Below are 12,325 nucleotides of genomic sequence, written 5' to 3' on the forward strand. Positions count from 1 at the left end.
TTCATCCAGGAGCGGGAGAATTCATATGAGCTTGAAGGGAAAGACCCTTTTCATCACCGGCGCTAGCCGCGGCATTGGCCAGGCCATTGCTGAGCGCTGCGCACGCGACGGCGCCAACATCGTCATCGCCGCCAAAACCGACCAACCCCATCCCAAATTGGCGGGCACCATCTACACCGCCGCAGAAGCGGTAGAGAAAGCGGGCGGCAAGGCGTTGCCGCTGGTGTGCGACATCCGCGACGAAGCGAGCGTGGACGCCGCCGTCGCCAAGACGGTCGAGACGTTTGGCGGCATCGACATCGTGGTCAACAACGCCTCGGCCATTTTCCCGATGCCCACCAAGGACACGCCGATCAAGCGCTGGGACCTGATGCATCAGGTCAATGCGCGAGGCACCTTCCTGGTCACCCAGAAATGCTTGCCTTACTTGCAAAAATCCGAGAACCCGCACATTCTGGCTTTGTCGCCGCCGCTCGACATGCGTGAGCAATGGTTCGCGCCGCATGTGGCCTATACTTCGGCGAAATACGGCATGAGCTTGTGCATTCTGGGTTGGGCGGGCGAGTTCAAAGGCAAGATCGCCGCGAACGCCATCTGGCCGCGCACCGCCGTCGCCACCGCCGCCATCGCCAATGTCCTGGCGGGCGAAGAGGCGTTCAAAAATTGCCGCAAGCCCGACATCCTGGCCGAGACCGCCTATCGCGTGCTCACCAAGCCGGCCCCCGAGTTCACGGGTAATTTCCTGATCGATGACAGTTTCCTGGTCAGCGAAGGCGTCACCGATCTTGATCAGTTCGCCGTCGACCCGTCTCAGGAGCTGCTGCCGGACTTCTTCGTGCCCGAAGAGCCGAAAGCCCCTGAAGGCGTCAAGATCATGAGCATCGACCCCAGCCATTAGGCAAAAAAGCCCCGGCGATCACCATCGCCGGGGCGCCGAGGGGCCGAATCATATCCGGCTCAGGGTCTGTGTCGCCGAGATGGATTTGAGCTTCCAGTTGAACAAGGTGTTGTCTTTTACAGGCGCAGCGGCCTGTTAGCACACACACGCGTCTTCCCGGCTTGTCTCTGTGGGGGAGGGCGGGTACCACTCCCCTCACGCTTGACTCATGGGGGCTGACGCTCGCACGACGGGGGGCGTGAAGCTGACGTCACCATGCCTGGGCGAGGCAGGGATGACGGCGCGTTTTCATCAAGATCGCTCAAGACCGTTCATGACCAAAGCCGACAGCCCAGCCAAGCCGGGCCCCATCATCATCGCGAGACATGGCGAGCCAGACGCTGACCGTCGGGCGCGCATGGACTGGCGCGGCTATGTGGACTGGTGGGCGGCCTATGACCGCGCCGGATTGAAACCGGGTCAAAGCGCGCCTGAAGGCCTTGTTGAACAGGCGGCGCTGGCGAAAACGCTTTACTCCTCAACATTGCCCCGCGCCATCGAGACGGCGCGTGCGGCTGTGGGCGACCGCCCGATCGAGCATGACGCCCTGTTTGTGGAAGCGCCCTTGCCGCCGCCCGCCTTGCCGCTGAAGCTGCAGGCGCGGACCTGGGGCGTGTATGCGCGCTGTTCTTGGTGGCTGGGCTTCTCTGCTGACGGGGAAAGCCGCCCGCAAGCCGAAGTGCGTGCGGCGGCGGCGGCGGAAAAGCTGGTAGACGCCTCTCAGGACGGCGCGGTCGCGCTGTTCGCGCATGGCTGGTTTAACCGCATGCTGCGCCCTGAACTCAAGCGTCAGGGCTGGACCTGCGTGCGCGATGGCGGGGACGGTTACTGGTCCTGGCGCCGCTATGAGCTGAAACGCTAGCGCATTGGCGGCTTGATCCGGCGCGATCTTTCGCGATTGTGGGGGCGTGACCTCCCCTTTGAGAAGGCAATAGCGATGACTGACGCCCCCACCGCCGAAATCGCCCGGATGAGCTTTGAAACCGCGCTCAAAGAGCTCGAGACCATTGTGGCTCAGCTTGAGCGCGGCGAGGTGGAGCTGGAAAAGTCCATCGCCATGTATGAACGCGGCGCCGCGCTGAAAGCGCATTGCGAAGCGCGTCTGAAAGAGGCCCAGCTCAAGGTCGAGAAGATCGTGGTGGACGCCGACGGCGCGATCTCCGCCGAGCCGGCGGATCTGGGCTGATCTTATGAGCGCAGGCCCCGCCCAGCCCGAAACCGCGCCCGAGGACTTTTTCAGGACGGATATCCGCCTGGGCACGATCGTGCGCGCCGAGCCGTTTCCTGAAGCGCGCAAGCCCGCGATCAAGCTGTGGGTCGATTTCGGTCCTGAGGTCGGCGAGCGTAAAAGCTCCGCCCAGATCACTGATCATTACACGCCAGAGACGCTGGTGGGCCGCCGGGTGCTGGGGGTGGTGAACTTCCCGCCGCGTCAGATCGGCCCGGTCCGCTCTGAAGTGCTGGTGCTGGGGGTGACGGATGCGGACGGCGCGATCCTGCTTCTGAACGCAGACGGCGACGCGCCGAACGGGGCGCGGGTGTCATGAGCGCATTTCTCGACCATCTCACCGAAACGGCTGATCGCGTGACCGTGGCGCTTGATGCGCTGCTGGAGCGTCCGGACGGGCCGGAACAACGCGTCATCTCGGCTATGCGCTATGCGGCCTTGGGGCCGGGCAAGCGCTTGCGGCCCTTTTTGCTGATCGAGGCGGGCAATCTCGTGGGCGGGGATGAGCGCGCCTTGCTGCGCGCGGCCTGCGCGGTGGAATGCGTGCACGCCTATTCGCTGATCCATGATGATCTGCCGTGCATGGATGATGATGATCTGCGCCGGGGCCGTCCCACGGTGCATCGTGAATATGACGAAGCGACCGCCGTGTTGGCGGGGGACGCCTTGCAAAGCCAGGCCTATGAGCTGCTGGCCGATCCCGAAACCCATGAGCATGCTGCAGTGCGCGCCGAGCTGGTGATGCGGCTGGCGAAGGCCGCCGGGCCGCGCGGCATGGTGGGCGGTCAGATGATCGACATGGCGGTGGAGGCGGGCGAGGAGACCGATATCGGGATCATCACCCGGTGCCAGCGCATGAAGACCGGCGCCTTGATCAGCTTTTGCGCGGAGGCGGGCGGGCTGATCGCTCATGCCGACCGCGCGCACCGGCTTGCGCTAGAAGGCTTCGCGCATGACCTGGGATTATGTTACCAGATCGTCGACGACCTTCTGGACGCGGAAGGGGATGAAAGCCTGACCGGCAAACGCACCGGCAAGGATGCTGGTCAAGGAAAAGCCAATTTCGTCTCCATACTGGGCGTCGCGGACGCCCGGGACCGGGCGGCGCGGCTGGCCGATCAGGCCAAGGCCCATCTCGATCCGTTCGGCAAGGACGCCGATATGCTGCGTGAGCTGATGGATTATGTGTTGGCCCGGCAGTCCTGACGCCTAGATTAGAAGAAGACAATAAGGACACGGCGCATGCCTGACACTCCGCATCTGGACCAGATCGCCTCTCCCGATGATCTGAAGAACCGCAATCTCGACTTTCTCAAGGCCGTGGCGGACGAATTGCGGGCTGAGACGATTGATGCGGTGTCTGTGACGGGCGGGCATCTGGGCGCGGGGCTTGGCGTGGTCGAGATGACGGTCGCCTTGCATCATGTGTTTGATACGCCCAGCGACATCCTGATCTGGGATGTGGGCCATCAATGCTATCCGCACAAAATCCTGACCGGTCGCCGCGACCGCATCCGCACCTTGCGTCAGGGCGGCGGCCTGTCGGGCTTCACCAAGCGCTCTGAAAGCGACTACGACCCGTTCGGCGCCGCGCACGCTTCGACCTCGATCTCGGCGGGTCTGGGCTTCGCCGTGGGCCGTGACCTCAAGCATGAGGAGGGTCGCAAGGTCGTCGCGGTGATCGGCGACGGCTCCATGTCTGCGGGTATGGCCTATGAGGCCATGAACAACGCCGGGGATATGAAAAAAGACCTCATCGTCATCCTCAACGATAATGACATGTCCATCGCTCCGCCCGTGGGCGCGATGAGCCATTATTTCGCGCGCCAGGTCAGCTCGAAAAGCTACAACTCCATCCGCAAGCTGGGCAAAGGCGTCGCTGAAGCGCTGGGCGTGAAGGAGCATGCGCGCCGGGCCGAGGAATATCTGCGCGGCATGGCCATGGGCGGCACCCTGTTTGAGGAAATGGGCTTTCGCTATGTGGGCCCGATCGACGGTCATGACATGGATCAGTTGGTCGCCGTGCTGCGCAATGTGCGCGATGCGGGTGAAGGCCCCATCCTGATCCATGCGGTGACCCAGAAAGGCAAGGGCTACGCCCCCGCCGAGGCCGCCGACGACAAATATCACGGCGTCGCCAAGTTCAATGTGGTCACCGGCGAGCAGCAGAAGAAAAAGGCGGCATCGCCCAGCTATACCGGCGTCTTCGCCAATGCGCTGATCCAGCTGGCCGAATCCGACGACAAGATTTGCGCCGTCACCGGCGCCATGCCGGGCGGGACGGGCGTCGACAAATTCGCCGCGCGCTTCCCTGACCGGGCGTTTGACGTCGGCATCGCAGAACAGCATGCGGTGACCTTCGCCGCCGGTCTCGCGGCTGAAGGCATGAAGCCCTACGCCGCGATCTATTCCACCTTCCTGCAGCGCGGCTATGACCAGGTGGTCCATGATGTGGCGATCCAGTCGCTGCCCGTGCGCTTCGCCATTGACCGGGCAGGCCTTGTGGGCGCGGACGGCGCCACCCATGCCGGCGCGTTTGATGTGGGCTATATGGGCGCCCTGCCGGGCATGGTGGTGATGGCCGCGGCTGATGAAGCCGAGCTGGCGCGCATGGTCGCCACCGCCAATGAAATCGACGACCGGCCGAGCGCCTTCCGCTATCCGCGCGGCGAGGGTCTGGGCGTTGAAATCCCCAACGAGCTAATCCCGCTTGAGATCGGCAAGGGCCGCATTGTGCGCGAAGGCTCTGGCGTCGCCATCTTGTCCTTCGGCGCGCGCCTCGGGGAAGTGCTTAAAAGCGCCGAGGAACTCGCCGCCTATGGCCTCTCGCCCACCGTGGCGGACGCCCGCTTCGCCAAACCGCTCGATCATGATCTGATCCGCAGCCTCGTGCGCGAGCACGAAGTGCTGATCACCATTGAAGAGGGCGCTGTGGGCGGTTTCGGCGCCTTCGTGCTGCATTTCCTCGCCGAAGACGGCGCGCTCGACGCCGGCGTGAAAATCCGTACCATGACCTTGCCCGACGTGTTCCAGGACCAGGACAGCCCGTACGCCATGTACGAAACGGCGGGGCTGAACGCCAAGCACATCACCGCAAAAGTGCTCGATGCGCTGGGCCGTCAGGCCGAAGCGGCGGCGGCGCTGGCCTAACCGCCCTCGATCAACCCGACCACATGCTCGATCGCGGCTCTATGGCCTGCGACGGGCGCGGCTTCGGGATACATGTCGACCATCATGGCGGGCGGAATGCCGCGGCCTTCAAACACGGCGCCTGAGCCGTCTTCGAAGACTTCGTTGGACAGCTCCAGATACCAGCCATTGGGCAAGGGTTTGGCGAGCGGGGTGCTGAACGCGCCGCGCGTGGTCCCGCCGACCTGAATGACATTGGACAGCTGACGCAGCATCATCGTGGTGATCTCACCGCCCGACACGGTCACATCGCTTGTCATCACATAGACCGGGCCTGAATAGCGCACGCCGTCATGGGGCGTGATCTCATAGTCTTCTGTCGCTTCGGACGCGCCTGGAACGCGTACGCGATAGCCCAGAAACGCGTGATCCGTGAAGCGCGCCGCAATGGCGCGGGTCACGGCGTCATAGCCGCCGCGATTATTGGACAGGTCCAGAATGATCGCCTGATGGCCGGAAAATCGGGTGAGAGCGTCATCAAGAATATCAGACAGCGCGGCGAGCTCGGCTTGTGACCATTCGATGCTGCCGGGCATGTGGTCAGTGGTGAAGCCGCCCATGGTGAAGATCTGGATGTAGCCGACCGGGGCGCCGCTTTCGGGCGTGATCTCACCGACGATCACCCGGCCCGCAATCAGCTCGGCGCCGGGGTCGAGCACTTCGTTGAAAAGCTGATCGACAAGACCATTCAGCCAGGCGCCTTCCCCAATACTCTCGCGGATCATCGGCAGGGTGGTCCCAAGGCCTGCCTGAGCGCGGCGCGGTTCACCGTCCACCATCCCGATCAGCTTGGTGTGGGAATCGCCCAGCGGGTCCAGAAGGCCCGCCAGCACCTCCCACAGAGCCGCTTCGCCCATGCCGTCCTGCACATGAGGATGAGCCGCCGCGATTTGTGCATCCCAGTCCACGCCGCGCGCATCAAAGAAGCTGTAATGCCGCCTCATCACGCTCGCGAAAACGTCAAAGACCGCAGTTTCCGAGGTCAGCTCTTCCGAGCCGCAAGATGGAGGCAGGGCGTCCAACCGCTCGAAAGAAGCCGAGGCGTCGCCCGGCAGGTAATTGAGGCGGATGGATTGGCCGTCACGCGATGGGCGGAAGAGGCGGTATTCCACCTGGCCCATCATCGGCGTGCTCTCATCGGGCGCCGGGCTGGCGTAACAGCCTGCAGGCGTGTCCTGCCAGCGCGTGATCCCGCTCTCACTGATGTCGAGGATCCAGCCCTTTTCCAGGCTGTACCAGACCCCTTCCGCGCGGTCATCGAGCGCTCCGTCTTCTGCGAAGATGGGTTGAGCGCTCTGGGCGCTGCTCAGAAGCGCGACAGCAAGACTGATCAAAAGAAACATCATGGGAGCCCTAAAGGTGACCGTGGTCAGTTTTTGGGATGGCGAGCGTCCTTTGTCAAGCGATCAGACGGACGCCAGCAAGATCAAGGTGCGGATGCGGTCCTTGAGCGCCTGGTGAAGATCAAAGCTTTCGCCCGTGCTCAGCCATTGCCGGATCACGCCTGTCACCGCAGCGATATACAAGGCTGACAGCGCCTTGGCCTCGATGTCAGATCTGATCTCCTGACGGTTCTGTGCGGCTTTAACCCAAGCGGTCGCCTGATCCAGCACGCGAAGATCCGCGTCGCGTTCGGTGCGCTGGATATCGTCTGATTGCGGGGCGTAGGCATGTTTGGCGCGCCAGAGAACGGGTTCGGACCGCGCGAGCGAGATGGCGTTTTCCGCCATGGTTAGTAAGCGTTCCAGGAGCGGCCGGTCCGCGCCTGCGCTGGATTGCAGCTCAGCGGTCTGCATCGCGTCATCATACCAGGCGGCCAGTACATGCGCCTTGGTAGGGAAGTGGTTGAAGAAAGTGCCCTTGGCCACGCCCGCCGCCTTGCAGATGGCGGCGACAGACGCGTCTTCATAGCCTGCCGTGCGGAACTGGGTCAGAGCGGCCTCATAGAGCGCCTGACGCACCTTGGCTTTCTTTGTGTCTCGTAATCCGGTCATGGCGCAGATATGCCGCAAATCATGACTGCGGTCACCCAGCCTGTTGATTTGGGTTTTGCGTCGCACTTGGATACAACCAGCCGCCTGATCATGAGGGTTTCATGCGCGCAGACAAATTTCTGGTCGAGCACGGCTATTTCGACACCCGCGCCAAGGCGCAGGCCGCGATTGCGGCGGGCAAGGTGATCGTCAATGGCGACGCCCTGCGCAAAGCCTCCCAGACCGTGCCTGAGGGCGCCCAGGTGCAGGCCGAGGCCGCGCACCCCTATGTCAGCCGGGCAGCGCTGAAGCTGGTGGAAGGGCTGGATGTGTTCGGCGTTGATCCGGCAGGCCGTATCTGTCTGGATGTGGGCGCCAGCACGGGCGGGTTCACCCAGGTTTTGCTCGAGCGCGGCGCGGCCCAAGTGATCGCCGTGGATGTGGGGCGCGACCAGCTGGATGCGGCGCTGAAAAGCGATCCCCGCGTGCTGAGCCTTGAGGCGACGGACGCGCGCACCCTGACGCTTGATCAGATTGGCGGCGTTGCGCCCGGCCTTGTGGTGTGTGACGCCAGCTTCATCAGTCTTGAGAAAGTGCTCGCCCGTGCGCTGGAGTTGGCGGCGCCAGGTGCGGAGCTGATCGCGTTGTTCAAGCCCCAGTTCGAGGTCGGCCCCAAGCATGTGGGCAAGGGCGGCGTCGTGAAGGATGAGACGGCTGTGGATCGCGCCAAAGAAAACGCCCGCGCCTTTTTGGCGCGGGCGAGTGTCCCGGTCGAGCGGGAGACTGGCAGTCCGATCCGGGGAGGGGACGGGAACTGCGAATACCTTTTATACGGTCATAAGACCGGCTTGGATCAGTAGGTCGAAGCCGGGCGCCAGACGCCGTCCGCGCCCTGGCACATCCAGGTCACCGAACCATTGCTTGAGCTCATATTCCGGCAGGCGCCGCCCGATTGGGCGTTGGGTTGAGCGCCGGAGCTGGCGGTATAGCTGCGCGCCTGAGGGGCGGGCTGGGATTGCGGCTGATAGGGCTGATCGAGATAGGGCTGGGCCGGCTCGTCATAGCCATAGCTTTGTCCGCCCAGAAGTTCGCCTTGCGACGCGGATGAGCTGGAATAGGTGCGCTGGTCATAGCCCTGATCGTAACCACCGCCCTGATAGCCGCCATTCTGGTAGCCTTGATCAGGATAGGCGTAACCGCCTTGACCATAGCCGCCATAACCGGCGTTGCGTAGATGTTCGCACCCATTGCCGCGGCCGGAGATGGCGGCGCCGGCGAGGGCGCCCAGACCAGCGCCAGCCAGAACTGCGCCGTCATTGCCCTCTTCCTTGTAGCCGCGTCCATGACGGCGGTCAAAGCGGTCGCCGCGACGATGGCCGCGCCCGTAATAGTCGCGATGGCGATCGCGGCCGCGATAATTGCGCTCGCGGTCCCGGTCCTGGCGGTCATCATGCACTTCAGCGCCGATCACCGCGCCCAGAACGCCGCCGATCACCGCGCCCGCCACCTGGCGGTTGCGCTGGGACGCCACGCAGGCCTCATAGCTTTGCGGGGCCGAGGCGGCTGAATTGTTGCGATAGGTCTGCGCCTGGGCGCCGGTAGCGGCCAGCGGCAGAAGCAGGGCGGCGCCCGTCAGGGCGGAGACTGCAAAACGCGAACGGATCATGAGGAAACCCTCCAGCTCAGACGCCGCAGCGCCGGTTTGTTACGTTGCCAGCACCCTACACGCTCCGCCATGAGCGCTAGATGAACGGGCATGGTTTATTGTCTCTAAAGGGAAAAACAGGCTCTGGATGACAAAACGGGCCCGCCATAAAGCCATGGCGGGCCCGTTCCTGTCCCCGGATCCCGTCCCCACAGGATCCAGGCGTCCCGCCCCGGTTAGAGCGACCGGTCGGAACAGCGTTCAGGCGCGAGAGAGTGTGCGCCTGAACACGAAATCAGAGGTGTGGTTACTGGCGGCGCGCCACCTCCCACCGGCCATAGCTGTCCTGGCACATACGGACGCGGTCGTATGAAATCTGTCCATTGGGCAGGAAGATTTCCGCATCCCCCCAGCGGCACTGACGTGGGCCCCAGCTATGGTAATCGCCGGCGCGAACCACGCCGCGCACGCCTGAATACGGGTTGGCCCAGTAATAGGGCTGGTCGGTGACGAAGGCGGAATGCAGGCCATAGCGATACTGGCCGCGGTCGCAATCATTCAGCGATGCGCCAAGTCCCGCTCCGATCAGACCGCCCGCCAGATAGGCGCCGCCATCGCCGTCGCCCAGCGCGCCGCCGAACAGCGCGCCGATCAGGGCGCCCGCGATCAGGGCGTCGCCGTCGGTGCGGCAGAACTGGTCGGTATAATAGAATTGGTGGCTGTTATAATGACGATAGCGGTCATGATAGCGCCAGTTGCGGCCATAGGACGGGCGGTGATTGACCGAATAGTGCACGACCCGGCGCGGCGGCGGATTGTAGCGGTGGTGGCCGCGGCGGTCATGATTGTAATACCGGCGCTGGTCGCGCCGATAATCACGACGCGCATCGCGGCGCACGTCCCGGCGATACTCCCGGCGCGCCTCGCGGCGCACATCCCGGCGATACTCCCGGCGCGCCTCGCGGCGCACATCCCGGCGGTATTCGCGACGGGCGTCACGGCGAGCGTCCTGGCGGATCTCGCGCCGGACTTCGCGGCGAACCTCACGTCGGTCTTCACGCCGCGCCTCGCGGCGACCCTCTCGGCGATCTTCGCGCCGGGCGTCCCGGCGGTCGTCACGACGGTTCTCACGGCGCGCGTCGCGCCGGTCTTCGCGTCGATCCTCGCGGCGCGCGTCCCGACGACCCTCCCGGCGCTCGCCTCGGTCGCCACGCGCCTCGCGACGGCGTTCCTGACGGCCTTCTTCGCGATTGCCGCCGCGCCCTCCGCGGGCGCCTTCGCGGCGCTCACCCCGATCACCGCGGCCTTCACGGCGGCGCTCACGTTGTTGATCACCGCGTGCTTCGCGGCGGCGTTCCTGGCGCGCCTCTCGGCGTTCCTGGCGTTCTTGCTCAAAACTGGTGACAACGGCGTCCGCGGCATAGGCGGAGGGCGCGAGAAGCAGGCCCGGCGCCACGATGGCGGTCGACAACAGGCATGAAGCGGCGAGGGTTTTCAGGCGCATGAGCTGGGCCCTTTCCTGTGCGGCGGCGGGTTTCCCCGATCTGTAAACAAACCTTAAAAAACCCAAGCTGAGCGGGACATGAACAGGGTTGTCAGAAAAGTCGTCAGCGTCTGTCTTGCTCTGCGCGCTTGACCGCGCAGCCTGCGCCCGGCATTGGCTGGGTTATGAACAGACGTCGCACCACCGCCCCCAAACCCGTCCACGTTGAAACCCTGATCGCGGAGAGCCTCGGCGCGCGCGGAGACGCCGTCATGGACGGCCCCGTCTTCACCCCCGGATTGCTACCGGGCGAGGCGGCGAAGGTGGAGGTGCAGGGCCAGCGCGGCCGTGTGCTCGAACGCCTGACGCACAGCCCGGACCGGGTCGAGCCCTTCTGTCCGGTGGCCGAACGCTGCGGCGGGTGCTCCTTGCAGCATTTTGAGGAGAGCGCCTATCGCAGCTGGAAACGCCATCTTGTGGTGGACGCGCTCCATAAAGCCGATGTTCAGGCCGAGGTGCGCACGCTGGTGGATGCGCATGGCGAAGGGCGACGCCGTCTGACGCTGCATGCGCAACGGTTCGGCGCCAAGCTGGTGGTGGGGTTCGCCGAACGTGCGGGCGACAAGATCGCTGACATCACGGACTGTCCGGTGGCGACGCCGGCGCTGCGCGCCTCGATCCCCGGCTTGCGCAAGCTGGCGGATGTGGCGACGCCCAAAAAGGGCCGCATCGATATTCACGCGCTTGATTGCCAGCCCGGTCTCGACATTTCGGTGCATGGCGTCAAAGACATCAGCCTGGCGCTGCGCGAAGCGGGTGCAGAGCTGGCGGGCCAGTATAACTGGACCCGCGTCACCATTGGCGATGATCCGCTGATCGAGTTCGCGGCCCCGGTCATCAAGTTCGGCGATACAAAAGTCACCCCATCTGCCGGCGGCTTCTTGCAAGCCACGGCCGAGGGCGAGGCGATCCTGGCGGGATTGGTCGATGAAGCGGTCAAAAGCCTTGAGGGCAAAGGCCCGTTCAAGGCGGCGGATCTGTTTGCGGGCGCCGGCGCCTTCGCCTTGCGTCTGGCGCGGACGATGCCGGTGCTGGCGGTTGAGGGGGACAGTGGATTGCTGCGCGCCCTGCAACGCGCCGCCCAGCGCACGCCAGGGCTGAAACCCGTGGACGCGCGGGTGCGCGATCTGGCGCTGGAGCCGATCACCCCCAAAGAGCTGGAAGGCTTTTCGCTGGTGGTGATGGATCCGCCGCGTGCGGGCGCCAAAGCCCAGGCCGAGCGCCTGTCAGACAGTCAGGTGCCCGTGATCGTCTCGATCAGCTGCAACCCCTCAACCTTCGCGCGCGATGCGGCGATCCTGATCGAAGGCGGCTACCGGATGGGCCCCGTCACCCCGGTGGATCAGTTCAAATGGACCGGCCATGTGGAGTCGGTTGCGGTGTTTAGAAGGCGGTAGGGGCAATCTGGGTCCCCGGGTCAAGCCCGAGGACCGAGATGTTGAGCTCTAGCCTCTCGGCCTTCGGACTTGATCCGGAGGCCCTTCCTTCACTTTGAACCATACCGTCATCCCGGCCTTGAGCCGGGATCTACCCGTTTCGTTTCTGTGATCAGAACAGAGTGTGTCCGGTGGATCCCGGATCGCTTTGCGTCCGGGATGACCATGGGTTATTTCGCTAACTCTTTGTCATTCGACGGTTTATCCGGCGAACCCATGCCGTAACCGATGATCAGATCAACCGGAATGGATCCCCCGCATGAAGCGGGGGATGAGAGGAGAAAGGTTTGAGCACTCTCTTCTCTTTCCCCGCGTAGGCGGGGACCCAGAGCCGGATGCGTAGCGCTTGATGACCTCTGGGTCCCCGCCTACGC

Annotated in this window: 12 protein-coding genes; 8 read left to right on the plus strand and 4 right to left on the minus strand. The window is 64.2% G+C overall.

The genetic code is table 11. The features are described from left to right. Positions 1 to 25: 25 nt before the first annotated feature. The 6 genes from ACQ66J_RS11515 to dxs all read left to right on the plus strand — a co-directional run bounded on the left by ACQ66J_RS11515 (position 26) and on the right by dxs (position 5,315). On the plus strand, positions 26 to 898 hold the full coding sequence (locus tag ACQ66J_RS11515) for an SDR family oxidoreductase (protein ID WP_430431742.1): 873 nt from the start codon (positions 26 to 28) through the stop codon (positions 896 to 898). A gap of 313 nt (positions 899 to 1,211) precedes the next feature. After that, positions 1,212 to 1,799 carry a histidine phosphatase family protein gene (locus ACQ66J_RS11520; RefSeq protein WP_430431743.1) on the plus strand — a complete coding sequence of 196 codons (588 nt, stop codon included), beginning with the start codon at positions 1,212 to 1,214 and terminating at the stop codon, positions 1,797 to 1,799. Between the two features lie 75 nt (positions 1,800 to 1,874). Beyond that, positions 1,875 to 2,123 carry an exodeoxyribonuclease VII small subunit gene (locus ACQ66J_RS11525; protein WP_375549628.1) on the plus strand — a complete coding sequence of 83 codons (249 nt, stop codon included), beginning with the start codon at positions 1,875 to 1,877 and terminating at the stop codon, positions 2,121 to 2,123. Between the two features lie 4 nt (positions 2,124 to 2,127). Further along, positions 2,128 to 2,484: a tRNA-binding protein gene (locus tag ACQ66J_RS11530; RefSeq protein WP_430431744.1), complete on the plus strand. Its 357-nt coding sequence runs from the start codon at positions 2,128 to 2,130 to the stop codon at positions 2,482 to 2,484. Beyond that, positions 2,481 to 3,371, plus strand: a complete 891-nt coding sequence (locus ACQ66J_RS11535; protein WP_430431745.1) for a polyprenyl synthetase family protein — start codon at positions 2,481 to 2,483, stop codon at positions 3,369 to 3,371. Before ACQ66J_RS11530 ends, ACQ66J_RS11535 begins: the two co-directional genes overlap by 4 nt. Positions 3,372 to 3,407: 36 nt before the next feature. Continuing rightward, the gene (dxs, locus tag ACQ66J_RS11540; protein ID WP_430431746.1) at positions 3,408 to 5,315 is read left to right on the plus strand and encodes a 1-deoxy-D-xylulose-5-phosphate synthase; all 1,908 of its coding nucleotides are present in this window, start codon (positions 3,408 to 3,410) and stop codon (positions 5,313 to 5,315) included. Here the strand turns inward: dxs and ACQ66J_RS11545 are convergent. Together ACQ66J_RS11545 and ACQ66J_RS11550 are read right to left on the minus strand one after the other, a co-directional pair. Then, positions 5,312 to 6,700: a S41 family peptidase gene (locus ACQ66J_RS11545; protein ID WP_430431747.1), complete on the minus strand. Its 1,389-nt coding sequence runs from the start codon at positions 6,698 to 6,700 to the stop codon at positions 5,312 to 5,314. The genes dxs and ACQ66J_RS11545 overlap by 4 nt on opposite strands. Before the next feature lie 60 nt (positions 6,701 to 6,760). Further along, a complete protein-coding gene (locus ACQ66J_RS11550; protein WP_430431748.1) occupies positions 6,761 to 7,348 on the minus strand; it encodes a TetR/AcrR family transcriptional regulator in 588 nt (195 codons plus the stop codon). A 101-nt stretch (positions 7,349 to 7,449) separates the two neighbouring features. On the opposite strand from ACQ66J_RS11550, the gene ACQ66J_RS11555 reads away from it, so the two are divergent. Further along, the gene (locus ACQ66J_RS11555) at positions 7,450 to 8,187 is read left to right on the plus strand and encodes a TlyA family RNA methyltransferase (protein WP_430431749.1); all 738 of its coding nucleotides are present in this window, start codon (positions 7,450 to 7,452) and stop codon (positions 8,185 to 8,187) included. On the opposite strand, the gene ACQ66J_RS11560 is transcribed toward ACQ66J_RS11555, so the two are convergent. Further along, entirely contained in the window at positions 8,181 to 8,993 is an 813-nt protein-coding gene (locus tag ACQ66J_RS11560; protein ID WP_430431750.1) for a hypothetical protein, read from the minus strand. The genes ACQ66J_RS11555 and ACQ66J_RS11560 overlap by 7 nt on opposite strands. A gap of 286 nt (positions 8,994 to 9,279) precedes the next feature. Then, positions 9,280 to 10,476 carry a hypothetical protein gene (locus ACQ66J_RS11565; RefSeq protein WP_430431751.1) on the minus strand — a complete coding sequence of 399 codons (1,197 nt, stop codon included), beginning with the start codon at positions 10,474 to 10,476 and terminating at the stop codon, positions 9,280 to 9,282. A gap of 164 nt (positions 10,477 to 10,640) precedes the next feature. Here ACQ66J_RS11565 and ACQ66J_RS11570 point away from each other — a divergent pair, with 164 nt between their 5' ends. Continuing rightward, complete coding sequence (locus ACQ66J_RS11570) at positions 10,641 to 11,912, plus strand: class I SAM-dependent RNA methyltransferase (RefSeq protein ID WP_430431752.1); 1,272 nt, start codon at positions 10,641 to 10,643, stop codon at positions 11,910 to 11,912. The last annotated feature ends 413 nt before the right edge of the window (positions 11,913 to 12,325 follow it).

Origin of the sequence: Oceanicaulis sp., assembly GCF_965284345.1 — a bacterium.
In the GTDB taxonomy this organism is placed as follows: Bacteria; Pseudomonadota; Alphaproteobacteria; order Caulobacterales; family Maricaulaceae; genus Oceanicaulis; species Oceanicaulis alexandrii_A.

Coding starts and splice junctions, on each gene's coding strand:
- ACQ66J_RS11515 (WP_430431742.1), top strand. CDS start 26: ATGAGCTTGAAGGGAAAGACCCTTTTCATCACCGGCGCTAGCCGCGGC.
- ACQ66J_RS11520 (WP_430431743.1), top strand. CDS start 1,212: ATGACCAAAGCCGACAGCCCAGCCAAGCCGGGCCCCATCATCATCGCG.
- ACQ66J_RS11525 (WP_375549628.1), top strand. CDS start 1,875: ATGACTGACGCCCCCACCGCCGAAATCGCCCGGATGAGCTTTGAAACC.
- ACQ66J_RS11530 (WP_430431744.1), top strand. CDS start 2,128: ATGAGCGCAGGCCCCGCCCAGCCCGAAACCGCGCCCGAGGACTTTTTC.
- ACQ66J_RS11535 (WP_430431745.1), top strand. CDS start 2,481: ATGAGCGCATTTCTCGACCATCTCACCGAAACGGCTGATCGCGTGACC.
- dxs (WP_430431746.1), top strand. CDS start 3,408: ATGCCTGACACTCCGCATCTGGACCAGATCGCCTCTCCCGATGATCTG.
- ACQ66J_RS11545 (WP_430431747.1), bottom strand. CDS start 6,700: ATGATGTTTCTTTTGATCAGTCTTGCTGTCGCGCTTCTGAGCAGCGCC.
- ACQ66J_RS11550 (WP_430431748.1), bottom strand. CDS start 7,348: ATGACCGGATTACGAGACACAAAGAAAGCCAAGGTGCGTCAGGCGCTC.
- ACQ66J_RS11555 (WP_430431749.1), top strand. CDS start 7,450: ATGCGCGCAGACAAATTTCTGGTCGAGCACGGCTATTTCGACACCCGC.
- ACQ66J_RS11560 (WP_430431750.1), bottom strand. CDS start 8,993: ATGATCCGTTCGCGTTTTGCAGTCTCCGCCCTGACGGGCGCCGCCCTG.
- ACQ66J_RS11565 (WP_430431751.1), bottom strand. CDS start 10,476: ATGCGCCTGAAAACCCTCGCCGCTTCATGCCTGTTGTCGACCGCCATC.
- ACQ66J_RS11570 (WP_430431752.1), top strand. CDS start 10,641: ATGAACAGACGTCGCACCACCGCCCCCAAACCCGTCCACGTTGAAACC.